The sequence below is a fragment of the Exiguobacterium sp. SL-10 genome (assembly GCF_004337025.1).
In the GTDB taxonomy this organism is placed as follows: Bacteria; Bacillota; Bacilli; order Exiguobacteriales; family Exiguobacteriaceae; genus Exiguobacterium.
The window spans coordinates 180,290-205,200 of the sequence record NZ_SJUP01000002.1 but is presented as its reverse complement, the minus strand read 5'-3'; the positions used below and the strand labels follow the sequence as shown (position 1 = coordinate 205,200).

Below are 24,911 nucleotides of genomic sequence, written 5' to 3'. Positions count from 1 at the left end.
AGTCTTTTTATTGCTTATTCGACGGTGATACTCCCGTTCGAGCTCGTCAGTTTGAGTTCGACCGTTCCGTCCCCGAACGTCCGCTCGTTCGCCCGATCCCCGAACAGCTCGACTTTGCCGTTTCTTGTCTTCGCCCGGATGACGGCGTCACGCGGATCTCGATTCAGACGCACATCGATGCGCCCGTTGTTCGTTTTCAGACGGACCGGATGCTCGAGCACATCGATGACACAGTCGATGCGTCCGTTCGATGTCTTCGCCTCGACTGCCCCTGTCACGTCATGGATATCGAGACGGCCGTTCGACGACTGAATCTCGAGACGATCCACAGTCGAGCCAAGAACTTCCACGCGTCCGTTCGACGATTGCGCGTCAAGGTCCTGGCCTGTCATCGACGTGAGACTGACTTTTCCGTTCGAAGAGCGGAACGAGCCTCGCTTGGCGCTAACGGTATGGGCCGTGATGGTCCCGTTCTCGCTCTCAACTTCGACCGATGCGGCCTCGAGATTGCGCACATCACAGGAGCCGAGACGATTTTTCAAGACGACTTGCTCATACGCATGGCGTGGTAGCTCGACGTGTAACACCGGTGCCTTCGTCACTGCCCAGGCGAACAAGTTCGACAGACCGAACCGGCGCTCTGATTCGATTCGAATCTCCAGGGTGTCCCCGACAATCTCCATCGTCACCCCGTGATCTCGTTCTGTCTCAAGCGTCGCGTAGGCAAAACCGTCATCAGATGGAACGACTTTGACGTGCGCTTGCAGGACGTTGATGGAGACGTTACGGAACGCCACGTTTGGACTTTTCACCATAGCCGGTTCTTTACGCTCTTCAATGAGTGGCTCGACCGTGCCGAGTAACTCATTCGCAAGCGCATCCGGCGTCCCGAGCTCTTCGACCATCGCAGCGTCACTTTTCCCATCGAGTCGCCCGCTCGCAAAGTACTCCGACACATCCCGTAAAATATCGACCCGGTCGATGACGCTCATCCCCATCAGCAACCGTTCGAGTTCCAATAAATACTGCTCTTCTGTCATTTGTCCGTTCCCCCTTCGATCAATTCGTTGACGCCGGTCGTGAACACCTCCCACTCCGCGCGCAATTCCGCCAAATGGCCCTTCCCTTGCTCCGTGATCGCGTAATACTTCCGCGGTGGTCCTTCTGCCGACTCTTTTAAGTACGTCGTGAAGTATCCGTCTGACGTGAGGCGCCTGAGGAGCGGATAGACGGCCCCTTCCGAGATGGCGACTTTCGCCGAAATGGCTTGCACGAGCTCATAGCCGTAGCGATCATGTGTCTCGACAAGTGCGAGCACGCACAAGTTGAGCACGCCTTTCTTAAATTGAGGATTCATTCCCTCGCCTCCTCTACTATATATTAAACAATAGCTTATCATTCACTATTATTCAATAAATAATAGTGAATTTCCGCATATTTCTTGATTGGTGGAAACAACTGGTTCAAATCTGTACAATGAAAGAACGACACTCGCAGGATATTTGTCACAGTAGGAATGTACGCAGTTCCGGGAAGGACCGGTCTTTATGAAAGCATGGATTGACCAGCGGATCGGAAGACAGTTTTTATTCGTCTTCTATTTATTCATCGGACTGATCCTCCTGACCTCGCTCGCCGTCTATATGTATACGGAAAACCGAATCGAGCAGACGACGTCATCGCTCGAGAACATTAGCGAACGGCGCACGAACGCGACCGAGCTATTCGAGACATGGCAGTCGATGCAATATGAAATGCGCGGGTACGTCATCCTCGGCGACGAGGCGATGCTCGCCCGCGTCAAAGATAAACAAGAATTGATTGAAACGCAGACCGCCTGGTTCGAGACGAACGCGGTCACGGAAAAAGAAAAAACGTATGCCAGTGACGCCCGGACGCTCTTCTCGGCCTATCAACAACGCGTCATGCCGAGCCTTGAGCGTTACGTCGTCGCCAAACGCGAAGGAACGGTCACCGAACCGTTCTTGAAAATGCCGACGCTCGGTAAAGTGAATCCGCAAGCGGAACCACCTGCCGAGCGCAAATTCAAGATCAACTCGAAAAGTGCGGCTGACATGAGCGCGAGCATCGTCGACATGGAGACGGTGTTCACGGAATATCGCAACTCGTTGAACGAAGAAGAGAATCAGCTACGCGAACAACTGGCCACACATACGAAGTGGGCCCAAGTGTTATGGCTCCTCTCACTCCTAGCGGTCTTGCTCGTCCTCTTTATCGCCGCCCGACCTTACGTCCAACGCCTGACCGGTCAACTTCATGAGCTGATCATCAACAGTGATCGATTGGCGGATGAACGGATCATTCCGATTCCAGCGGCTGTATCTTCGCGAAACGAGGTCGGACAGTTGACGAACTCCTTCCGTCAAATGGCCTCTTCGCTCGCGACTCAACGCCATCAAGTCGAGGAAGAACGCGAGAAAACGGCACGTCTCCTGCACTCGATTCGTGATGCAGTTATTTATGTGGAGCATACGACACATGAGAAGTTCGCCAACCAGGCCCTCTTCATCATGTTCAATCAAGCCGCCACGAAACGGAACGAGATGGACTTGTACCGCTTGGACGCCGATCTAGAAGAACTCGGTCTTCAAGTCGATCAGAAAGACTCGTTCTTCTCATTCATGCGCCGTGCGTTTGATGGCGAGAGTATGGAAGAAAGCGTGACGTTCTCGATGAATCAAGACGCACGATTCATCCAGATGTACGCGGAAAAAATCCACTTGCGCGGCACCCGGCACGGCACGATGCTCGTCTTCCGGGACGTGACACAAGAGACCGAGGTCGACCGATTGAAGACAGAGCTCGTATCGACCGTGTCGCATGAACTGCGCACACCGCTCACGAGCATCATCGGCTTCACCGAGCTGTTGCGTTATCGAACGATGCCTGCCGAACGCACCGACCAATATTTAGGGATGATTCACCAAGAGACGCTACGTCTCGAGGACTTGATTTCAAACTTATTGGACGTGCAACGGATGGAGTCCGGCAAACAGACGTACCATAGCCAACCGGAGAGCCTGCATGAGATCTTGAAAGAGACGATTGCCGTCCACCAAGGCGCGAGCGAACATCATCAGCTCGCCCTCGAATGTGACACAAATCTCTATGTATATGGTGACCGAGATCGGCTCAGTCAGCTGTTCACGAACTTGCTCCACAATGCGATCAAGTACTCGCCGGATGGCGGGAAAGTGGCCGTCTGCGTTACAAATGACAAGTCCGACGTCATTGAAATTTCAATCCAGGATACAGGCATCGGGATTCCGATGGCGGCGTTACCGAAACTGTTCGACAAGTTTTATCGTGTCGACAATTCGGCCAGCCGTAAAATCGGCGGCACGGGCCTCGGCCTCGCCATCTGTAAAGAGATTGCTGAAGGGCACGGCGGCTCGATTCGAGTCGATTCTAGCGTTGGCCATGGCTCGACGTTCACGATTATCTTGCCAAAGTATAGTATGGAAGACCAGATGAGCAGTTAACGAACAAGGGAGGACTCGCGCAAAGCGAGCCCTCCCTTTCGTCATTGTACTTTATTTTCAGGACCGAAAGCCGGGTACAGCGATAGCCCGCCATCCGCGAAAATCGTCGCGCCTGTGACATACGACGACTCGTCAGAAGCAAGCCAGGCCGCCACGGCCGCAATCTGTTCAGGACGCCCGATCTCATGCGTCGGGATGAGTGCCTCGAGTCCTTTCTTCTCTTCCGGGTCTTGCATTGTCTCTTCGTTGATCGGTGTGTCGATCGCACCCGGCGCGATGCCGTTGACACGAATCTTGTTCGGTGCGTACTCGAGCGCGACCGATTTCGTGAACATCTTGACGCCACCTTTACTCGCCGCATAATGCGTATAGCCAGGACGCGGGATTACTTCGTGCACCGAGGACATGTTGATGATGTTTCCTTGAATTTCATGCTCGACGAAGTACTTGAGGGCGGCCCGCACGCCAAGGAACGTTCCGGTCAAGTTCGTGTCGATGATTTTCTTCCAGTTGTCGAGTTCCATCTCATGCGTTTTCGCTTCGACTTGCACGCCTGCGTTGTTGACGAAGATGTCCATCTTTCCGAACTCGGACACGGCCGTCTCAATCATCTTCTCGGCGAGCCCTTCTTCCGCGACGTCACCTTTCACCGCGACCGCCTTACCGCCAGCCTCCTCGATGCCTTGGATGACTTTGTTCATCTCGTCTTCGCTGCTTCGATAGTTCAGGACGACATGGACCCCTTCTTTCGCGTAGCGCTCGGCAATCGCTCGACCGAGTCCTTTCGAACTGCCGGTGATGACTGCGACTTTACCTTGTAACTCTGGATAGTTCGCCATATGAATTCCTCCTTCGTCTCTTCTCGATTTGTACTTCCCTCATTCCCCTCTTCGTGAAACCTTTTAGGCTGTTTTTTGAATATTTGTGTCAAATCTACTATACTGAAACAAACTATTCGTTTTCAGGGATTCTCCTGAACGCATATAACTTACTCTAATGGAGGTGACTCCCCGATTTTTGGGGGAATTTTTGGACAGTCCCATGTTATTCAGCTTATTGATTGTCGCCCTGCTCATTTTCATGACCGCCTTTTTTGTAGCGGCTGAATTCTCAATCGTCAAAGTGCGCGGCGCCCGTCTTGACCAACTCGTGCTCGAGGGAAACAAACGGGCCTCTGTCGCCAAAAAGGTAATTGAAAACCTTGACGACTCGCTGTCGGCTTCACAGTTCGGCATCACGCTCGCCGCCCTCGGTCTCGGTTGGATCGGTGCGGATCAAATCGAAGGGATGATTCAACCGCTTGTCGACCGCTTGAACGTATCGGCGTCGCTCGCGACCGTCCTGTCCTTTTTGATCGCCTTTTTACTGATCGCCTTCTTGCACGTCGTCCTCGGAGAACTTGTCCCGAAAACACTTGCCGTGCATGAAGCCGAGCGCTTGACACTGCTCGTCGCCCGACCGCTTTATTTCTTCACGAAGTTATTGTATCCGTTCATCCACGTGCTGAACGGGACGGCCCGGCTGACACTCCGCTTGTTCGGCGTACAGACGACGGCACAAGAGACGGCGCACTCGGAAGAAGAACTGAAAATCATTATGACCGAGAGTTTCCGAAGTGGAGAAATTAACGAGAATGAGCTCGCCTACGTTCAAAATATCTTCTCTTTCGACGAACGTATCGCCAAAGATGCGATGGTCCCACGGATGAACATGGTGACCATCGACGAAGAGGACCCGATCGAGACGATTATCGCTACCGTCCAAGAACACCAATATACACGCTACCCCGTCACACGTGACGGTGACCGTGATGATGTGCTTGGCTTTATTAACGCCAAGCAGTTATTTACCGCCCAACTCGTCAAGAGCGACGCCCCGTTCGAATCGTTCATCCATCAACTCCCGCTCGTGACGGAGTTCACGCCGCTACAAGAGGCGATGGTGAAAATGCAAAACGCTCGAACGATGATGTGTCTCGTCATCGACGAGTACGGAGGCACGGCCGGACTTCTCACGATTGAAGACATCCTCGAGGAAATCGTCGGAGAGATTCGAGACGAGTTTGACCGCGACGAGCAGGCTGAAATCACCGAGGTCACACCCGGCCATTATCGCCTGTCTGGCCTCGTCTTAACGCAAGAGATTGAAGAACGGTTCGGCATCGAGATTGAGGATGACGTCGATACGATCGGCGGCTTCGTCTTGTCACAAAAAGCGAATGCACGCACTGGCGAACGCTTCATATTGCCGGGCGAACACGAGTTGATCGTCCGTGAAATCGACAATCACCGCATCGTTTTCGTCGACTTGATTTTAGCTCATAAAGACGAGATTCAACCTAAACTCGACTGACCGATTTGACCGCCCTCCCCGAATTTTCGGGGAGGGCTTTTCGTGGGCCGTTCGAACTGTCGCTATATTTTCAAGCCTTGTCGTGATATACTGCACATATGTTGCTTATTTGAGTGCGTGTCACTCATTGACACAACATCACCGAACAGTTCATCAATGTTCGGTCCAACAACTGCAGAAAGAAGGTTACGCATGGAACGTAAACTATTTTTAATTGACGGAAACTCCATGCTGGCCAGTGCCTACTATGGTGCCGCCGCGAGCCGAACGAAAAAAGGACGCGAGGTATCTAAAAACGATCGGAGTGCCGTCATCGGTATGACCGGCCTCATCCGGACGATTCTGCGCAGACATCGTCCAACTCATTTTGTCGTCGTGTGGGACGTCTCACGTGAAACATTATGGCGCCGCGAGCTTTACCCAGGCTATAAACGCCGTCGCCGCCAGACACCACCCGAGTTGAAAGCTCAAATGGAACTCATGCGCCAATTGCTTGAAGAGAGCGGAATCCCGCAATATCAAGTCGAAGGCTATGAAGGAGAAGATTTGATCGCTCATATCGCTCGGAAGTTTAGCTGTAGCGCCCCTGTCGTCATCATGACGAAGGACAAAGACTTGCTTCAGCTCGTGAGCCCACGCATCACCGTCTGGCTTCAAACGCAGGAGTTGCAACAAATGCAGGCTCGTTGCGACATCAAAGACAATCGTCCACTCCCGCTCAAGCGACATCTCGAGATTCGCCCTGAGGAGATTGCGGCATTGTACGAGGGATTGAAGCCAAAACAGCTCTCAGCAGTCAAAGCATTGACAGGAGACCGTTCAGACGGGATTCCACCTGTGGCCGGATTGGACGAAAGTCAATCGGTCCAATTAATCAAGCGCTTCGGTTCGCTCGATAAGCTCTATACGGCGCTAAGCGTCAAAGGCGACAAACGACAATTGATCAATGAAACGATCGCGGCACTGACGTCAGAAGAAGTGCCCCGTAACTTGAGACGCACACGTAAAAAGGCCGAGCGCAACATGGAGCTCGTCCGTCTCGATGTCACGGTGCCAGAACTTGAACATTTGAAACTGGCTCATCTCGAGCTCAGCATCAATTCAAAACGTGTCGAACAAGCGTATCAAAAACGCGGCATTCGCCTCTCGTTTGATTCGAGTCAAAAGAAAATTTCAGCACGCTAAAAAAGCGCGGACAATTAGTCCACGCTTTTTATATTTACCGTGATGCCGTCGTCATCGGTGAGCGACCATTCCGGTGTCGTCCCGCCGAGTTCGCGATTCGTGGCCGCATCGATCAAAAGCGTCCACGCCTCTAGGCCGGCCGCTTCTCTCATCGGCTCATTCGGACGGGCCCAGACGTTCGTTCCGATGTGGTGATGATACCCGTCGGCCGCGAAAAATAAGGCACCCGGATACGAATCGGTCGTCACCGCGAAACCGAGACGATTTTGATAGAATAATTTTGCCGCTTCTAGGGAACGTACTTTGAAGTGGACATGCCCCATCGTCGTCCCGGTCGGAAGACCCGTGAACGGACGGTCGGCTGCCGCCTCGAGCATCGATTCATATTCAACCGGATCCGTCGCCATCTTCACGTGACCGTTCGCTTCATATTCCCACTGCTCCCGGGGACGATCCGCGTAGAGCTCGATGCCGTTCCCTTCCGGGTCGCTCAAATAAAACGCCTCGCTGACTAAATGATCGCCTTGGCCGACTTCGATTCGTTGCTCAATCAAATGACGAAGCATCCGTCCGAGTTCGACGCGGTCTGGCAGTAGGATGGCCATATGGAACAGACCGGCTGCTCGTGGACTCTGACGAACGCCTTTCACTTCATGTAAGACGACGAGCGGTGTATTCGGTGCACCTAGCGTGATACGGTCGAGTCCTACTTCAATGACGTCCATTCCAATGACACGTTCGTAGAATGTTTTCATCGTTGCTAAATCGTTGACGCGCAACGTGACGGCGCCGAGTTTAATGTTTGATAGTTTCATATTTCCTCACCTCTGTCCTCAGTATACTCGCTAAGTAAGATTGACAGAAGACGGCACAAAAAGGTGGTATAGTTACCTCAAGGATACTGCAGAGAGGAGTGAGACGGATGCCACTGATTTCAAGTTGTGAAGTCGATACCGCACTGGAGATGATTACGGGAAAATGGAAACCATCGATTTTACTCGCGCTCATCAACGAAGACACGTTACGGTTCAGCGAGTTGAAACGCTCGCTCCCGAACATCAGCCAAAAGATTTTAACGGCCCAGCTCCGCGATTTAGAAGAGCAGGACCTCATCATCCGGACCGTCTATCCCGAAGTGCCGCCTCGTGTGGACTATCGCTTGAGCGAGTACGGGAAGACGCTCATCCCGGTGCTCGAGACGATGAACGCTTGGGGCATTCAACACGCCGAACGTATGCGCAACAAGTAATTGTCCACATGTGGATAACCTATTTCCGCAACTTAAACCATCACTTATCCACAGGAGGTTCACATGATTCGTTATCCACAGTTAACCGGACATCACTTCGGTGTGACGGCCCCTTCATCTGGAGTTCCCGCTGAATTGCACAAGCTGCTCCACGAGGCCGAAGCCACATTCACCCGTCACGGGTTCACCCTTCAATTTGAACCCTCGGTCTGGACGCAGGACAAAGCAAAATCGGCACCGGCAGAAGTCCGGGCTGATGAGTTGACGCGCTTGTTCCATGACGAGGCCATCGATTTGATTATCCCACCGTGGGGCGGCGTCTTATTGATCGAGTTATTAGACCGCATCGACTGGGCTAGCCTCCCGCCGAAGTGGATGCTCGGTTATTCGGACGTCAGCCTGTTTTTATTCGTCTACACGCTCAAGACCGGTATCGCTTCGGCACACGGGACGAACCTCGTCGATTTGCGCGGCGAAGAGTGGGATGCGACGAGCTCGCGTTGGCTTGACGTCGTATCGGCGAAAGAAGGCGAGACGGTCATCCAACTTGCCTCGGAGCAGTTCCAAAAAGAGTGGCAGCATGAGAACCCAAGCCCGCACGTCTATCATTTGACCGAACCGACGGAGTGGAAATCACTCGGCGGGACAGAAGCGACCGGACGACTGCTCGGCGGCTGTATCGATGTCCTGATGCATACGATCGGCACACCGTACGGCGACGTCGCCACGTTCCAACAGACCCATTTGAGCGGGGAGCCAATTCTTTGGTATTTCGAGAACGCCGAGCTCGACGTCCCGGCACTCAAACGGACCCTGCTTCAAATGAAGTGGGCCGGTTGGTTCAATCATACGTCTGGCATTCTGTTCGGGCGCAGCGCGGCCCAACAACCCGTCCAAGGCTACACGGCAGAAGACGTGTATGCAGAACTGCAAGCATTACTCGACGTACCTGTCATTTACGATATCGACTGCGGGCACGTCCCACCGCAAATGACACTCATCAACGGTGCCCACGCCTCGATTCAAGTCGAAGATGGGAAAGGGACACTCATTCAAACGTTCAAGGGCTGACACGTCAGCCCTTGATTTTTTTTAATAGCTCGGTCAAATGCGTCCGGTAGAATCCTTCTGGGAGCTTTTCGACGGCTTCACGTATAAACGGGATTAACTTCTCCCCACATCCATAGCTCGCCCCAATCAGCACACCTTCGAAATACACGGCCTGGTCAATCAAACTATGTGCCTTCCAATCATCCATTCCTTCCCATAGACGGTCGAACGCCTTGTCCCCTGTTTCTTTGTCCCCTTTCATCGCATAGTAGACGCCTTTTGACATTTCAATCGCGGCGATGAATGGATAATCTTCAGCTAGCAGTCGTTCCATTTCTTCGATGTGTCGCCCTAAGTGTTCTTCACGACGATAGTGGATGGCATAGAGAGCTTCTGACAATGAGAGTCTTACTTTTGCGACGTGATCGTTAGTGAACTGAATGTACTGTCTCGCTTTCACGAATGCTTCATCGATTCGTTGTTCGTCCTTCAAATACAGCGAACATAACGCGATAGTCCGATATACATCGTCCGCTCGATAATATGTTCTCGTCTGGTGCATATGAACGAGGGCAGCATCTAAATGACGAATTGCTCCTGACAAATCACCGTCATACGTCAGCTCTTTCATAACGAGTAGCATCGCATATTCAATCCGGGTTCTCGAAGACATGTTTCGCACATCTAACCATTCCATCCGATCGATTTGTGCGCTTGCTTCCTCGAACTCATTCCATAAAATGTGATAAAACGCTTTTCCAACAAGCGCCATCGCTAGCTCATCTCGTTCGCCAAGTCGCTCAAATAAGGTGATGGCACGCTCATAAAACGATAACAGTTCGGCTCGTTTGTCGCTATACCTCAATTGGTCTCCCATAATGATATAGGCACGACCTTGCCATACTGAGTTCATCTCGGGCTCTAGGTACGGAATGAGTGCTTCATGCGTGGCTTTCTCAGTCCACGGATCAAGCGTCAATTGCGCATATTCAATCTCCTCGACAATTTTCTGTAGTTCCGCCTCGCGCGGATCGACGAGCAATGACTGCACCGATACGTCCAGTCGTTTCGCAATCTCACGAAGACTGCGCATCGACGCCTCTGCCTTTCCGTTTTCAATCATACTGAGCATCGATTTTGTGATGATGCCTTCGGCCAGTTGACTTTGCGTCAACTTTTTGTCTTTTCGTAACGCTTTAATCCGTTGTCCAATCATAAGGGCACCTCCCAAAAGTTAAATTGAATTGAACTTATTGTTTACATTTTCGTCTGTTTCACTTACTATAAAGTTAAATCATGTTGAACTTATTAGTAAAGGAGAATTGATATGACGACCACATCATCAAATTTGTATGTACTGTTGCTTGGAAAATTCATGTCGCTATTTGCATCAAGTCTCTTCACCTTCGTCGCCGGCTTGACCGTGCTGACAACATCCGGCTCGGGGCTCCAGTTCGCGCTCGTCCTACTCGCCGGTACAGTACCACGCGTTTTATTATCACCATTTGCTGGGGCATTCGCCGACAAACTGGATCGCAAACGTGTGATTATCACGATGGAATCACTTAACGCTGCCTTATTTTGCTTGGCCGGGGCCGCGAGTCTCGTTTGGACATTCGGCGTCCCTGCTTTCTTGATTATCACATGTCTGCTCTCTGTCGTCTCGACTTTCTTATCGGTCACGTTATCGAGTTCGATTCCGCTCTTGTTCAATCAGAACGAACTTCAACGCGCCAACTCATTGATTCAAACTGTCATTTCCGTTTCGAGCATCGGTACACCATTGTTAGCGGGTGCCTTGTTCAAACTGTTACCAATCTCGGCCTTCCTACTCAGTTCATCCCTCTTATTTGTTATCGCCGCCCTTGTCGCCTCTCGCCTCACGTTCCAAACATATGAACGCGTCTCTTCCGATCAATCGACATGGGACGACGTCCGCTCCGGCTTCCGCTATTTGAAACAACAACGCGTGTTATGGACATTGACCGTTCTTGCCGCCTTTCTCAACTTCTTCTTCGTCGCCTCAGAAATCTTGTTTCCTATTGTTGCTTTACAGGAAATCGGAGTCAGTCCCCTCCAGTTCGGTTTTTTAGAGAGCATGTTCGCCGTCGGCTTTTTAGTCGCCTCGCTCGCCCATGCGTTACCGGTCTTTGCAATCAAGTATCGCCTTGCGACCGTTCGCACGTCGCTCATTGTCATGAGTTGTCTCTTTATTGTACCGGCCATGCCCATCTATTTTGACTTCTCGGTCACGCCGGCCATCGTCTTGTTCACAAGTTTCGCTTTATTGAGCGGCTTCTTCATTCTCCGCGTCAACATCCCGATGCAACTGTATTTACAGACAAACACGGAACCGAGTTATCTCGGTCGCGTCATGGGCGTCCTCGAAGCACTCGCTATGGGCATCACGCCACTCGGATTTATCTTATTCGGCGCATTGAGCGAATGGGTGTCCGTCGCATACCTCTATACCATTTGCATGGTCTGTCTGCTGTCGATCACGTTATTCGCGATGCATCGAATCCGTCATGATATCGTAGGCGAAAAAGCTGATGCGTTCGCCAATGCCGAAAGCGCGTCGGCACATCAGTGAACGAAAAAAGACATCGAACGTTTCAGTTCGATGTCTTCTCTGTTGATGGAAGGACTCGTTTCTCTAACAAGAACGGTCCGAGCGGAATGACCGACGCCGTGACGGCGAGGACTAACACTTTGAAGCCCCAGTTGAAGCGCCATGCCATATAGACAGCAGCTATCACATAAGCAACAAACAAGAATCCATGGGCCGCACCGACGATACTGACAGCCAGCGGCATACCAGCCAAATACTTGAGTGGCATTGCAATCAATAATAAGAGCAGGAATGATGTCCCCTCTGTATAACCAAGCCATTTAAATTGAGTTGCGTTCATATCCGTTCTCCTTTTCAATCGATGCTATGTTTATCGTAGCCGATAACGGTGAGCCTTGTCACAGGAGAACGTTAGAAAATCGTTAGGCTATTTGACGATTTGGTGAACGATGCAACACTTTCGTCTCCACGAATTTGCGTAGGAACAAGCCATCGACACCAAGTTTACCAGCGTTATAACCCGCGACGAGAATTAAGACAGAGACGATTAACATCGTCGGGTTCGTGCTGACCGTACCTGAGAGCAAGAATGCCATGTTCATCACGAGCCCGAAAAAGGCTGCGCTGCGTGTAAGGGCACCGAGCAAGAGACCGAGACCGACTAAAAATTCACCGTATGGAATTAACACATCGAACAAAGCTGCGTTCGGAATTGCAAAGTTTTCAAGGAACGCTGCCCACCAACCAGCAACCGCTGGGTGGTCACCCGTGGCAAGAGTCAGCGCATTATTGAGGAAACCTTCCGAAGCGAATCCACCTGTGATTTTTCCCCAACCTGCTGTGAGCCATTCATATCCGAGCCAGAGACGAAGGACTGTCAAAATACCGGTAGCGATATTATGATTCTGCCAAAATTTTGTGAACATGATCATTCCTCCTTTGAATGAGTGAATAATGACTTATATGTGATTACATTCACAATATACCACTCATGTTCAACTTTTCACATAGATTAGGATAAGAGTTCACGTTTCGTTAATATGTATGTCACAGGTCAGTCACTTTTTGGAAATCAGTCCATGATAAAAGACGCCCACGCGGGACGTCTTGGGTTGATTTAAAGGTTTACTTCTTGAGGGGATTGACCTTTTTTATTCATCACGCGCATCGACTGCGGTGTGATTTTTAAAATAACGAGTTTTGGATCGTCTGGACCGTCGAACCAGCCTTCAAGTTTATCGTTCCATACTTTTTCTTTCATCGACTCATCGTCCGATACACTCGTCTCCCCTAAAATCTCAAGGTACGTGTCTCCGACACCATCGCCGTCATAGCCGATTAGAATATGCGTATACGGATTGTTCTTCAGTTCGTCCACTTTATCCGTGTCTTTCGAAGTCGCGGTATAGAGCGTCAAATCATCATGGAAAAAAGTCATATAGCGACTGTGTGGCTTCCCTTTGTAAACCGTCGCCATTGTCCCAACGTTACTATGATCCAAAATCTGTTTTGCCGTTTGCATTGCATCCATTCTGAAAAACCTCCTTGTGGTAGTCACTCGTATATTCATTCCCCGGGGACGAGTGATTAAACACGCGGACAACAAAAAACCTGCTCGCCGAAGCGAGCAGGTTATAAAATTCCTTGAGATAAGGAAGATTAGATTTTTTCAACGTTAGAAGCTTGTGGTCCACGAGCTCCGTCAGTGATTTCGAAAGTTACTGCTTGGCCTTCTTCAAGTGTCTTGAAGCCGTCGCCTTGGATTGCTGAGAAGTGTACGAATACGTCGTCTCCGCCTTCCATTTCGATGAAGCCGTAACCTTTTTCTGAGTTAAACCATTTTACTTTACCTGTGTTCATAATGAACCCTCCTGAAATAAACGCTGTGCGTTCTAGTAGTGCCTTACTAGAAAAAACTGACCAATAAAAAATCACAAACCTCTAGGATTATCTTAAACGAAAAATAATCCAAAGCGTTTTGTGAATTATGTTTCCAGCTATTCTTAATTAAGCACATATAGAATATACCATGGATAAATGCTTCTGTCTACTAAATACTTCGGTTTGCTAAAAATACTTCTAAAACGGGTACATCCAATTGTAGTGAACGCTAGGAGGATGAACCATATGACCGCATACATTGATCGCTCGAACATTGCTGCCACAATCGCCCATCACTCGAATTGGACGATGGATGAGCTATTGACGGAATCTCTCGATTGGCATGAGTCGACTCGACGTACCACCTATCCCGAGCAAGCGAAAACTTATCTTTCCCATTTACCGATGACCGAACGCATCGTCCCGGTAACGAGTTCGTTGCCACTCGAGACGGTAGACGAAATCGTCCGCCCAGTGTGGATGCGCCGACTCGATGCCGAGCACTTGAACTTGAGACAACGGGCGCACCATCACGTCGATGTCACTGATTATGGAGCCGTCGGGGACGGACAGACGGATTGTACACTCGCTTTCCGGCTCGCCCTCAGATCGAACCGTCACGTCCACGTACCGGCCGGCGTATACATCGTCCGCGGCATCCGTATCCCGTCGAACTGTGTGCTCGAAGGTGCCGGCCAGCAAGAAACGATTATCAAACTTTCGGACCGAGCCCCGAAACATCGCCGGTTGCTTCGAAATATGACACCGTTTTCCGGAAACCATCATATCGAAGTCGCGCATGTGACGCTCGACTGGAACGTGGAGCGCCTCGGTCACGTCGCTCGCACGTCGAGTGGTGATACGGCTTCAAGTGCGTTGACGTTCGCGCACGTCAAATTCGGCTGGATTCACCACGTTACAGCGAAAAATGCGGGATTGCATGCGTTCGACATCACCTCTCCCCATTATCATTACTTGGGAGACGGGTTACGTGCCAAAAAAGGTAGCCGCTACGTGTGGCTCGACCACTGCGAGGCGACGAACTACGGGGACGATGGCATTACGACCCATCATAGCGACGCCATCTATATCACGAACTGCTACTGTCATCATCCTCACGGACGTACGCATGCCTATGGGTTCTCAAACTCGAACGGGATTGAAATCGATGATGGGTCACGCCACATCACGCTCGTCAACAATATGAGCGAAGGTTGTTTCGGAGGAGTCGAAGTGAAAGCCCACGGGACGTCTTCGGCCGCTCATGACGTCCACATATTCGGACATTTCTCGTATCATGACAATCGTTCATTCAACTTCCGCCATATCAGCCATCACTTGGCCGATGATCCGCAGTCGAAGACGGCACGCTTCATTTCGGGGACGAATCTCGTCTCGATGGAGCCGGTCCGCTCGAAGCTTTATAAGAAGTCTTCTGCGCGTAGCCTGGTCGTATCGGCGTATCAAGACGTGTTCATTCACGGGTTCACGGCGATTGGCAATCCTGAATACGACTATCGTGGAAATCCGGCGCTGGCCATTCAATACAAATCCCGGAACGTCCGCCTAAAACGGATTGCGGCGAGCGGGTTTACTTCGGGCCGGGCCGATATCGAACTGTTCGGCGGAGATAACCGGACCGATCACGTCACAATTGAAGACGTCATTTGCCGTAACTCGGCCCCCATCGTGTTGAAAGTCGGCGGACAGCTGACGAACGTCATGATCCGCCGGATTGAAGGCGAACAAAAAAGTGGAGACGTACTCATCTCCACTAGTAGCCCGCTCGAGGCTCACGACTTATTCGCTTACGGGTTCTCCGAACGCATGCGTAATAATGCTTGAGCCGACTCGACGAGTTCGTCGAGCATCGCCTCGTCTAAATTGAGCGAGCTCACCGTCTGTTTCGCCATCATGCGGACGATCGCTTTGTCGAGAAAGCCCATCCGTTCGAAGTCATAGCCGTTGCCGACGACTTCAACGAAATAGGCGTGTGTCCGCAACACTTCTCGATAAACGTCTTCGAGTTCACGTTGCCGTTCGCCCGCGGTCGGTGTACCGGCACAGAGATAGAGGCCGAGCGGTCGTTTGAGCAGTTGTACTTCGTTCATGTGGAGCCAAGCCTTCATCTCGTCTTGAATTTTCCCCATCCGGATCGAGCTGCCGACAATCACATGGTCAACCGTCCCCCACTCGACGTCCGGCTGTTCGACCACGTTTTGAATGTGGACGTCCCCCGGAAGCCGTTCGGCCAACAAATGGGCGACTTTCTCACTCGTACCGTAACGGGTCGAGTATGCAATTAACGTATTCATCGCGTTTCCCCCTTTCGGTCAGTCTCTACTATCTCTATTCCCGAAAGCATTCACGTTTACTAGTGACCACAAAAAAACTCGCCACGGAGGCGAGTTTTTTGGTCACACTTTATACACTTGGGCTTCATACGGACGAAGCGTGAACGGTTCAATCGGTTCCATGTTGCCGATGACGCGTTCTGTCACGTCATACGGGAGCTCACGTGTCACCGTTTCTGCCGAGAAGTTACAGAGCACGAGCCACGTCTCCCCTTCGAACGTACGCGTGAAGGCGTATACCGCTTCATCGTCCGGGAGTAACAACTCATACTTCCCGTAAACGACGATTGGATTTTGTTTTCGAAGCTGAATCAATTGGCGATAGTAATGGAAGAGCGAGTCCGGATCAAGTCGCGCCGCTTCCGCGTTCACCGTCACGTAGTTCGGGTTGACTCCAATCCACGGTGTCCCTGACGTGAATCCGCCTTGCGGCTCTGACGACCACTGGACCGGTGTCCGTGAGTTATCGCGCCCACGTGCGTGAATGCCGCGGAAAATCTCCTCATGCGTCAACAGCCCGTTCGTCGTGTAATCTCGATACGCGTTGAGCGTCTCGATGTCACGGTACTCATCAATCGAGTCGAACGCCACGTTCGTCATCCCGAACTCTTCACCTTGATAGATGTACGGCGTCCCTTTCAACATGTGCAGGAGCGTCGCCAGCATCTTTCCAGAGACGACACGATACTCGTCCGAGTCGTTCCCGAATCGTGAGATGGCCCGCGGTTGGTCATGGTTGCTCCAGTAGAGACTGTTCCACCCATCTTCTTCAAGACCTTCTTGCCAACGCGAGAAGATCGTCTTCAAGTCCGTCAACTTCCAGTCCGTCGGGTTCCATTTGCCGAAACTGCCGTTGCCGACGTCGACATGCTCGAAGTGGAACACCATGTTCAGCTCGTCACGGTCTTCTCCCGTATAAAGCTTCGCCTCGTCGACGCTGACGCCCGGCATCTCACCGACTGTGATCGTATCGTATTTCGACAGGACCTCACGATTCATCTCCTGCATAAACTCATGGATGCGCGGTCCGTTGAAGAAGAACGGTGTACCGTCCCCGTAACCCGTCCCCCGCGTCGCGCCATCTGGATAACTCGGATCTTTCGAAATCATGTTGATGACGTCCATTCGGAAGCCGTCGACCCCTTTATCGAGCCAGTACGTCATCAAATCGTACACTTCACGCCGTAGCGTCTCCGACTCCCAGTTTAAATCCGGCTGCTTTTTGCTGAACAGATGCAAGTAGTATTCGTCACTTGCCTCATCGTATTGCCACGCACTCCCTCCAAAGAAAGCGCCCCAGTTCGTCGGCGGCTGACCGTTCTCGCCTTTTTTCCAAATATAATAGTCCCGGTACGGGCTGTCTTTTGAGGAGCGCGACTCCATGAACCATTGGTGTTCGTCCGACGAGTGGTTGACGACGAGGTCCATCATGATTTTGATGCCGTGACGATGCGCCTCTTCGAGCATCGCGTCGAAGTCGTCCATCGTCCCGAACTCATCCATGATGGCCCGGTAATCGCGGATGTCGTATCCGTTGTCGTCGTTCGGTGAATCGTACACCGGCGACAGCCAAATGACATCGATTCCGAGTTCCGCCAAATACGACATCTTTTCGGTGATCCCAGGGATGTCCCCAATCCCGTCGCCGTTCGAGTCATTAAAGCTACGCGGATAAATTTGATACACGACTGCTTCTTTCCACCATTGTTTCATGTTTCATCCTCCTCATACGTTCTGTCGATATCATCGTACCCGCTCCTCGCCCTTTTTTCTATCCATGATATGATGAGAATATGCACGATTTTGCTATTAAGAAAGGATGATTCGATGGAGGTCGGCTTTTGTGGCTATTCATATCACACAACAACCTACACATTTCCCTCACCTAATCGCTTAGACACATATTTGATTCGGTTGCAGACGGAAGGGACGGCGCGAATCGGCATCAATGGGAAGACGTATGAGGCGCAGCCTGGCGATTTGTTACTCGTCAAACCCGGTGATGAGTACGAACTACATGTCGACAACCCGGCGAGTGGGGATTACCATCTCTTCTGCAACGGTTCGTCACTTGATGCGTGGTGGACCGGGGCCACTCGTTCCCACATCACGTCCATTTCAATCGACCCTCGGTTGTTGTCGCTCTGGCAACACATCACCGAAGAGGCACGACGCCCGACGACTGAACAAAGTCACGATTTGATTGAAACGTTGATCGAAGCCTTGCTTCTCATGATTGACCGGTCGCTCCGAGAAGTTCAAACGAACATGAGGCCCCCAGTCGTGTCACGTATGATGCGTTATATAGAAGGAAACGTCACAAACGACTTTAAAATCATAGACGTCGCCGATTCAGTCGGACTCAGCGTATCGCGGACCGTCCACTTGTTCAAAGAAGTGACCGGCATGACGATTGTCGCCTATGCCCAGTCGATCCGGCTCCAGCTCGCCGAAGAGCAGATGCGCTATACGCAACACTCCCTCGAACGCATCGCCGAGCTGTCCGGATTTCGCACCTATCCATATTTTCATCGCATCTTTAAACGAAAATATGGCGTCGCACCAGGTGTTTATCGCACACTCCAACAAAAAAACGAAAAAAAATAAAAAAAGAGTGATCCATTTTTTGAACCGCTCCGTTAGATGGGTGTAAACAACGACAACCACTCAAAAAAAGGAGCGATTACCCATGAAGAAGAAAACGATGAACAAGATTGTAGCACCGGCACTCGCACTCGGCTTACTCGTACCATTGAATGCACAGGCAGCAGATCACGCGCCGACAGCAAGCACACCAGCAGGTGACTTACGAGCCACGCTCGACCAACTCTTGTCTGAGCATTACGTCTTAGCCGTCACATCGATGATGAAAGCATACGACGGAGCGCCAGACGCGGAAGTCGCGATGAAAGCACTCGATCAAAACGCACTCGATATGACACCGGCCATCGCTTCAATTTACGGAGACGAAGGCGCAGCTCAGTTCGAAGATATCTTCGCCGGCCATAACGACTACTCAGCTGACTTCGTCGAAGCAGCTAAATCAGAAGACAAAGAACTTCGCGCCGAAGCTGAAGCAGAAGTCGATGAATTTGTCGAAGAGTTCTCGACATTCCTCGATGCCGCAACAGAAGGGAACTTACCAAAAGATGCAGCTGCTGACGTACTTGAGCTTCACGAAGATCAAGTTCTCTCGGTATTTGACAACTACGTCGCCGGTGACTACGAGTCGGCTTACATGACGTACCGTGAAGGATACAAGCTCATGTTCGACATCAGTAAAGCCCTCTCTGGAGCGGTCGTCACACAGATGCCTGACAAGTTTGAGACTGCTGCTGACACACCAGCCGTCGAACTTCGTTCAACATTGAACAGCCTTGCTGGTGAGCACTTCGCACTCGCTGCGATCGGCATGCAAAAAGGCTACGATAAAGCGGAAGACTTCGACTACGTGAGCTGGGCTGAAGATCAGAACACACTCGACTTCAAAGCAGCTATCGGTTCAGTCTACGGTGACGAAGGTGCGGCCCAATTCGAAAAAGTATGGAACGGGAACCACATCACAGCACAAGGTGACATCGTTGCTGCTACACTCGAAGGCGATGAAGCTAAAATTGAAGAAGCACGCATGAAGCTCGACCAGTTCGCTGTCGATTTCAGCACATTCCTTGATGCAGCGACAGAAGGTAACTTGCCACAAGAAGCTGGCCAAGAAGCGATCAAACAACATGAGGCACTCGTGCTTCAAACGTTCGATCAGTATGTAGCCGGTGATGCGGATGCAGCTTGGATGTCATTCCGTGAAGGATACGCGTTCATGTTCGGTGTTGGTGAGACACTCGGTAACGCGATCGTGACACAAATGCCTGACAAGTTCGCTGAAACAACAATGCCTGAAGAGATGCCTGAAACAGGTCTCGGTGGTGCACAAGAACAATCAATGAACACGCTCTACGCTGGCCTTGCTGTACTTGGCGGAATCTTACTCGCCTTCGTAACGCTTCGCAACCGTAAAGTGTCTGAACAATAATTCAATAAGGAGGGAGCCCCATGAACAAGCGCCATTTGTTTCTGGCGCTCTCTCTCTTTTGTTTTGGCTTCTGGACGTGGACGAGCGCCCAAGAATCGTCGTCACCACCTGTAGAAGAAAAACAAATAGAGGAGAGCCCAGATTTATCGGCCGAATTCTCACTTCTACAGGAAGAGGTGAAGAAGCTCCGATTAGCCGAGGAAGAGGAAAGTGCCAAGGCCGCGACACCCGTCCAACTTCAAATTCCAAGCATCAACGTCGATACCGCAATTGAACAAGTCGGCGTACTCGATAATGGACAGATGGGCGTCCCGAAAGACGAGAACCAAGTCGGTTGGTTCGAACCGGGCGTCAAACCCGGCAGTAAAGGGAATGCCGTCATCGCAGGACACGTCGATAGTAAGACAGGACCCGCTGTCTTTTATGAACTCGATCAGCTGAAGAAAGGCGATGACGTAACGATCATCGACGAGAACGGCAACACGTTGACGTTTCGTGTCACAAAGACAGAGAGCTATGATACGAAAAACGCACCAATCGAAGATATCTTCGGGGCCACATCGAGTCGACATTTGAATTTGATCACGTGTTCCGGTACGTTCGGTGACGGCGGTTATGACGAGCGTTTCGTCGTCTATACCGAGCTTGTCGATACCGAAATCAATACCGAAGTCGAACTCGACGCACCGACGAGCGTCGAACTCCGCGGGAACTTGTTGACGTGGCACGCCGTCCGTGACGACGCCGTCATCGGCTATCGCGTCTATGAAGTCGTCGAAGGTGAAGCGACGCATATCGAGAGTATCCCGTCGCACGCTCGGAAGAGTATCGAGGTCATGAACGAACAGGCCACTTATTACGTGACAGCCATCGATCAGCTCGGGAATGAGTCCAGTCCTTCCGCACAGACAAAATGATGACCGAAGCACCCACAGACCGCCATCCGTGGGTGCTTTTTACCAACTTGTAACTTCAAGCAAAAAAGCATCCCTCGACCGAGGAATGCTTTTTTATTTAGACGAAACAAGGAATCTGCGGGTTGAACGTCTTATTGTTCTCCGTCATGATCTGTTTTTTAATCTTGCCTTCGCCGAGATAGACGATACGGTCGGCGAGCGCCTCCGCGTCCTCTTCATCGTGGGTGACGAAGATTGTCGTCGTCCCCGTCTGTTTGAGGAGACGGCGCAAATCGTCCCGAATGCGATGTTGGAGCGACGTGTCCAAGTTGCTGAACGGCTCATCTAAGATGAGAAGCGACGGTTTCGGTGCCAACGCACGCGCGAGCGCGACACGCTGTTGCTGACCGCCACTGAGCTCATACGGATAGCGATGACGGAACTCGGATAAGTTCACGAGCGTCAACATTTCTTCAACGCGTTCGTTCCGCTCTTTCCGGCTCAATTTATGCAGACCGAAGCGAATGTTCTTCTCAACGGTCATATGCGGGAAGAGCGCATAATCTTGAAACACCATCCCGACACCACGCTGTTCAGGCGGCATGAACTGACAATCGTCGCAACAAACACAGTCGTTGACGACGACGACCCCTTGGTTCGGCATCTCGAGCCCTGCAATAAGGCGTAAAATCGTACTCTTTCCAGAGCCGCTGTCGCCGAGAAGCGATACGATTTCACCTTTTGTGATCGAAATCGAGAACCCTTTGATCGTCTCTGCTTGCGCACCTTTATAGCTGAAGTGTAAATCGTTGATTTGAACAAACATTAGTCGGCCTCCTTATCAAGCACCTTGTGGAAAACAAAAATCAACAGCCCGCTCATGAGCACGATGACGATCGAGGCGAGCGCTGCCTCATGAATCTTCTCGTCACTGACATATTTGAACGCTTGTGTAGCGAGCGTCGAAAAATTGAATGGCTGTAAAAACAGCGTCAGCGGCAATTCTTTCATAATATCGATAAAGACGAGGATGAACGCGCTCATGATCGCCCCTTTAATCATCGGGATATCGACCCGGAAGAACGTCTGCACCGTCCCCCATCCGAGCATGCGCGACGCTTCCGTGAACGACTTGCCGACTTTCTCAAATCCGCTCTCGATCGAGTTGTAGCCGATGGCGAGGAAACGGATGACGTAGGCAAAGATGAGCATGATGAGTGTCGTCCTGAACACGAACGTCTGGCCTAAATCCAAAGCGAGCGCCACGTTCAGCACCCACTCATCAAGCAGCAAGAACAACGTGATGACGGCGATGGCGATGGCCGCTCCCGGAATCGAATAGCCGAGCGTCGTCACTTTCGAGATGACGCGCGTCATGTTCGACGGGAACAGGCGCGTATAGTTGGCGATAATCAACGCGAACACGAGAATGATCACCGTCGCGATGAAAGCGACGCTCACCGTGTTCCAGACGAGGCGGAAAAACTCGGCCGTGAACACTTGTTCAAAGGTCAATACGGTCCATGCGACGAGTTGAACGAACGGAATGAGAAATGCAATCCCAAAGATTGTAGCCACATAACCGAATACAGCGTAACGATGCCAGCCGTTCAGTTGTCTCGGTTTGAGCGGTTTCACTTTCGTCGTCGCATAACTGAACTGCTTCCGCCCGCGGACGAGCCGTTCCATCGTCAAGATGGCGATGACGAGAATCATGAGCGTCCCGGCCAGTTTGAGCGCCGAGGACGTATCTTTCATTCCGAACCACGTACTGAAGATGGCGGTACTGAACGTCTGAATCCCGAAATATTTGACGACCCCATAATCGTTCAGCACTTCCATCAAGACGAGGCTGACCCCACCGATGATAGCGACGCGCGAGATTGGGATGACGACGGTAAAGAAGATGTCCCATGACCCGCGTCCGAGGATACGGGCGTTCTCGATCATCGAGGACGATTGGTTGTGCAGGAAGGCCCGCGTGATCGTGTAGATATACGGATACAAGAACAGCGTAAAGATGAACACGGTCCCTTGAATCGTCATGATGTTGAAATACGTCTGGTCGACCGTGATGCCGAATTCGTTGCGCAGCGTCGTCTGGATGACGCCTGTATAGTTCAAAATCCCATGATACGTGTAAGCCCCGATATAAGGCGGAATGGCGAGCGGTAAGATGAGCCCCCATTTGAAGAACCGACGGAACGGGAACTCGTACACCGTGACGAACCAGGCTAAGCTCGTCCCGATGACAGTCGTCAACACTCCGGTCGCGAGCATGATGAACAGCGTATTGCGCACATAGGTCGGCAATAAGTACTCACGAATATGTTGCCAGTTCTCGTTGACCGGTGCGAACAGCTCGACCAAGACGACGATCCCTGGTAGGACGATAAACAACAGCGCGATAAAGCTCAGGATGGCCCATCCATTCAGTTGTCGTTTGATCGCATACCAGTTCATGTCGTACAACTCCCGTTCTTTCGTTCAGTCACTTCCTGTCCCATCATATCAGTTTCCTCGTCGCCGGTGTACCGTCAGCATGCCGGGAAACGCAAAAACCTTCGGCCTGAACATCTGTTCAAGCCGAAGTCGTCTTATTTCCAGCCCGCTTCGTTGAAGAGACGGATGGCTTCTTGCTGATTTTCACCGAGGACAGACAAGTTGATGTCCTGCTCTTTAAACTCACCCCATGATTGGAGAAGCTCGTTCGGCTCAACCGATTCATTGACCGGATACTCGTAGTTCACGCTTGCAAACTGTTCTTGTGCTGATGGATCAGACATGAACTCCATGAGCTTCTTCGCGTTCTCTGAGTTTTTCGATGCTTTCGTCATCGCAATCCCCGAGATGTTCACATGTGTCCCCGTTGTATCTTGGTTCGGGAAGAATACGCCGAGCTGTTCAGCCACTTTCTTCTCTTCCGCGTCTTCCGAGTTCAACATGAGTCCCATGTAGTATGTGTTCATGATGGCGACATCGCCTTCGCCTGCGACGACTGCTTTCGCTTGATCACGGTCGTTCCCTTGTGGGTCGCGTGCGAAGTTATTGACCATACCTTTCGCCCACTCTTTCGCTTGGTCGACACCGTTCACTTCGATGAATGAAGCGAGGAGTGAGATGTTGTACATGTTCTCAGACGGACGAACGAGCACTTCCCCATTCCATTCTTCTTCTGTGAGCGCTTCGTACGTTGATAAGTCTTCAGGCTTCACGCGGTCTTTCGCATAGACGATGACACGTGCTCGTTTCGTGAGACCAAACCATTCGTTGTCCGTATCACGATATTTTTCAGGGACGTTCGATTCAAGCACGTCGCTATCGACCGCTTGGAGATGTCCCGCATCTTTCGCTTGATACAAGTTTCCTGCATCTGCAGTAATAAAGAGGTCAGCCTCTGTGCTCTCACCTTCCGTGTTCAAGCGCTCGAGAAGCTCATCGCTTTTCCCTTCAACAACGTTGACTTTCACACCGGTCTCTTCTTCAAACTGCTTGTAAAGCTCTTTATCGACGTCATAGTGACGGCTCGAGTACACGTTGACGACTTTCGACGCCTCTGCTGTCTCGTTATCATTTGAATTCGTTGTTTCTTCCGTGCTCGCACAAGCGGCCAAAAGTGATGTCGTGAGCGCCGCTGATAGACCGAGCGCCATATACTTTTTGTTCATTTGATCATCCCCCACTTATTCATCTCTACTATCGGTAATGATAATTACTCTCAGTTACTATCATCACTGATAATCATTCTCACGTCAACCTTTTTTTGAAATCGTTTACAGTAGTTATAAAATTATAACTTAACAGTTTTGTCGTCATCATGTCTTGACTTCAAAATGATA

General features: G+C 51.1%; 24 protein-coding genes. 10 read left to right on the top strand and 14 right to left on the bottom strand.

All coding sequences use genetic code 11. The features are described from left to right. Positions 1–14: 14 nt before the first annotated feature. The gene (locus EVJ33_RS03930; RefSeq protein WP_131434645.1) at positions 15–1,040 is read right to left on the bottom strand and encodes a DUF4097 family beta strand repeat-containing protein; all 1,026 of its coding nucleotides are present in this window, start codon (positions 1,038–1,040) and stop codon (positions 15–17) included. After that, a complete protein-coding gene (locus EVJ33_RS03925) occupies positions 1,037–1,357 on the bottom strand; it encodes a PadR family transcriptional regulator (RefSeq protein ID WP_131434643.1) in 321 nt (106 codons plus the stop codon). Before EVJ33_RS03925 ends, EVJ33_RS03930 begins: the two co-directional genes overlap by 4 nt. A 190-nt stretch (positions 1,358–1,547) precedes the next feature. Between EVJ33_RS03925 and EVJ33_RS03920 the strand changes: the two genes are divergently transcribed. Continuing rightward, positions 1,548–3,503, top strand: coding sequence for a HAMP domain-containing sensor histidine kinase (locus tag EVJ33_RS03920; RefSeq protein WP_131434641.1), 1,956 nt, complete (start codon positions 1,548–1,550; stop codon positions 3,501–3,503). A 41-nt stretch (positions 3,504–3,544) separates the two neighbouring features. Here the strand turns inward: EVJ33_RS03920 and EVJ33_RS03915 are convergent, their stop codons facing one another. After that, positions 3,545–4,342 (bottom strand): glucose 1-dehydrogenase, encoded by a 798-nt coding sequence (locus tag EVJ33_RS03915; RefSeq protein WP_131434639.1) that lies wholly within the window; start codon positions 4,340–4,342, stop codon positions 3,545–3,547. A 190-nt stretch (positions 4,343–4,532) separates the two neighbouring features. Here EVJ33_RS03915 and EVJ33_RS03910 point away from each other — a divergent pair, with 190 nt between their 5' ends. Together EVJ33_RS03910 and EVJ33_RS03905 are read left to right on the top strand one after the other, a co-directional pair. Beyond that, positions 4,533–5,855 carry a hemolysin family protein gene (locus EVJ33_RS03910; protein WP_236634523.1) on the top strand — a complete coding sequence of 441 codons (1,323 nt, stop codon included), beginning with the start codon at positions 4,533–4,535 and terminating at the stop codon, positions 5,853–5,855. A 192-nt stretch (positions 5,856–6,047) separates the two neighbouring features. Next, entirely contained in the window at positions 6,048–7,040 is a 993-nt protein-coding gene (locus EVJ33_RS03905; protein WP_021068063.1) for a 5'-3' exonuclease, read from the top strand. A 14-nt stretch (positions 7,041–7,054) separates the two neighbouring features. Here the strand turns inward: EVJ33_RS03905 and EVJ33_RS03900 are convergent, their stop codons facing one another. Next, entirely contained in the window at positions 7,055–7,855 is an 801-nt protein-coding gene (locus EVJ33_RS03900) for a VOC family protein (protein ID WP_131434637.1), read from the bottom strand. 107 nt (positions 7,856–7,962) lie between these two features. Here EVJ33_RS03900 and EVJ33_RS03895 point away from each other — a divergent pair, with 107 nt between their 5' ends. Continuing rightward, positions 7,963–8,289, top strand: a complete 327-nt coding sequence (locus EVJ33_RS03895) for a winged helix-turn-helix transcriptional regulator (RefSeq protein WP_034780682.1) — start codon at positions 7,963–7,965, stop codon at positions 8,287–8,289. Between the two features lie 63 nt (positions 8,290–8,352). Next, complete coding sequence (locus EVJ33_RS03890) at positions 8,353–9,360, top strand: S66 family peptidase (protein ID WP_131434635.1); 1,008 nt, start codon at positions 8,353–8,355, stop codon at positions 9,358–9,360. A gap of 4 nt (positions 9,361–9,364) precedes the next feature. Here EVJ33_RS03890 and EVJ33_RS03885 read toward each other — a convergent pair whose 3' ends face one another. Further along, complete coding sequence (locus EVJ33_RS03885) at positions 9,365–10,555, bottom strand: helix-turn-helix domain-containing protein (protein ID WP_131434633.1); 1,191 nt, start codon at positions 10,553–10,555, stop codon at positions 9,365–9,367. Between the two features lie 111 nt (positions 10,556–10,666). Between EVJ33_RS03885 and EVJ33_RS03880 the strand changes: the two genes are divergently transcribed. Then, complete coding sequence (locus EVJ33_RS03880) at positions 10,667–11,932, top strand: MFS transporter (RefSeq protein WP_131434631.1); 1,266 nt, start codon at positions 10,667–10,669, stop codon at positions 11,930–11,932. 22 nt (positions 11,933–11,954) lie between these two features. Here the strand turns inward: EVJ33_RS03880 and EVJ33_RS03875 are convergent, their stop codons facing one another. The 4 genes from EVJ33_RS03875 to EVJ33_RS03860 all read right to left on the bottom strand — a co-directional run bounded on the left by EVJ33_RS03875 (position 11,955) and on the right by EVJ33_RS03860 (position 13,771). Further along, positions 11,955–12,251, bottom strand: coding sequence for a DUF3817 domain-containing protein (locus tag EVJ33_RS03875; protein ID WP_131434629.1), 297 nt, complete (start codon positions 12,249–12,251; stop codon positions 11,955–11,957). Between the two features lie 82 nt (positions 12,252–12,333). Continuing rightward, positions 12,334–12,837: a DoxX family membrane protein gene (locus tag EVJ33_RS03870; protein ID WP_131434627.1), complete on the bottom strand. Its 504-nt coding sequence runs from the start codon at positions 12,835–12,837 to the stop codon at positions 12,334–12,336. A 191-nt stretch (positions 12,838–13,028) separates the two neighbouring features. Then, positions 13,029–13,442, bottom strand: coding sequence for a pyridoxamine 5'-phosphate oxidase family protein (locus EVJ33_RS03865; protein ID WP_131434625.1), 414 nt, complete (start codon positions 13,440–13,442; stop codon positions 13,029–13,031). 128 nt (positions 13,443–13,570) lie between these two features. Then, positions 13,571–13,771 (bottom strand): cold-shock protein, encoded by a 201-nt coding sequence (locus tag EVJ33_RS03860; RefSeq protein WP_016507985.1) that lies wholly within the window; start codon positions 13,769–13,771, stop codon positions 13,571–13,573. Positions 13,772–14,038: 267 nt separating this feature from the next. Between EVJ33_RS03860 and EVJ33_RS03855 the strand changes: the two genes are divergently transcribed. Next, a complete protein-coding gene (locus EVJ33_RS03855; protein ID WP_131434623.1) occupies positions 14,039–15,637 on the top strand; it encodes a glycoside hydrolase family 55 protein in 1,599 nt (532 codons plus the stop codon). Here EVJ33_RS03855 and EVJ33_RS03850 read toward each other — a convergent pair. Continuing rightward, entirely contained in the window at positions 15,601–16,107 is a 507-nt protein-coding gene (locus EVJ33_RS03850) for a flavodoxin domain-containing protein (RefSeq protein ID WP_131434621.1), read from the bottom strand. The two genes, EVJ33_RS03855 and EVJ33_RS03850, sit on opposite strands and share 37 nt — an antisense overlap. 102 nt (positions 16,108–16,209) lie before the next feature. Then, positions 16,210–17,859: a glycoside hydrolase family 13 protein gene (locus EVJ33_RS03845; RefSeq protein ID WP_131434619.1), complete on the bottom strand. Its 1,650-nt coding sequence runs from the start codon at positions 17,857–17,859 to the stop codon at positions 16,210–16,212. Positions 17,860–17,928: 69 nt separating this feature from the next. Here EVJ33_RS03845 and EVJ33_RS03840 point away from each other — a divergent pair, with 69 nt between their 5' ends. The 3 genes from EVJ33_RS03840 (at position 17,929) to EVJ33_RS03830 (ending at position 21,093) form a co-directional block, all read left to right on the top strand. After that, positions 17,929–18,753, top strand: coding sequence for a helix-turn-helix domain-containing protein (locus EVJ33_RS03840; RefSeq protein WP_330857557.1), 825 nt, complete (start codon positions 17,929–17,931; stop codon positions 18,751–18,753). A gap of 82 nt (positions 18,754–18,835) precedes the next feature. Further along, a complete protein-coding gene (locus EVJ33_RS03835) occupies positions 18,836–20,176 on the top strand; it encodes a globin family protein (RefSeq protein WP_131434615.1) in 1,341 nt (446 codons plus the stop codon). 20 nt (positions 20,177–20,196) lie between these two features. After that, the gene (locus EVJ33_RS03830) at positions 20,197–21,093 is read left to right on the top strand and encodes a class F sortase (RefSeq protein ID WP_131434613.1); all 897 of its coding nucleotides are present in this window, start codon (positions 20,197–20,199) and stop codon (positions 21,091–21,093) included. 97 nt (positions 21,094–21,190) lie between these two features. Here the strand turns inward: EVJ33_RS03830 and EVJ33_RS03825 are convergent, their stop codons facing one another. From EVJ33_RS03825 to EVJ33_RS03815, 3 genes are all read right to left on the bottom strand, one after another. After that, positions 21,191–21,898 (bottom strand): ABC transporter ATP-binding protein, encoded by a 708-nt coding sequence (locus EVJ33_RS03825; protein WP_021068048.1) that lies wholly within the window; start codon positions 21,896–21,898, stop codon positions 21,191–21,193. Next, positions 21,898–23,535 (bottom strand): ABC transporter permease, encoded by a 1,638-nt coding sequence (locus EVJ33_RS03820; RefSeq protein ID WP_131434611.1) that lies wholly within the window; start codon positions 23,533–23,535, stop codon positions 21,898–21,900. Before EVJ33_RS03820 ends, EVJ33_RS03825 begins: the two co-directional genes overlap by 1 nt. 134 nt (positions 23,536–23,669) lie before the next feature. After that, a complete protein-coding gene (locus tag EVJ33_RS03815) occupies positions 23,670–24,740 on the bottom strand; it encodes a Fe(3+) ABC transporter substrate-binding protein (RefSeq protein ID WP_131434609.1) in 1,071 nt (356 codons plus the stop codon). Between the last annotated feature and the right edge of the window lie 171 nt (positions 24,741–24,911).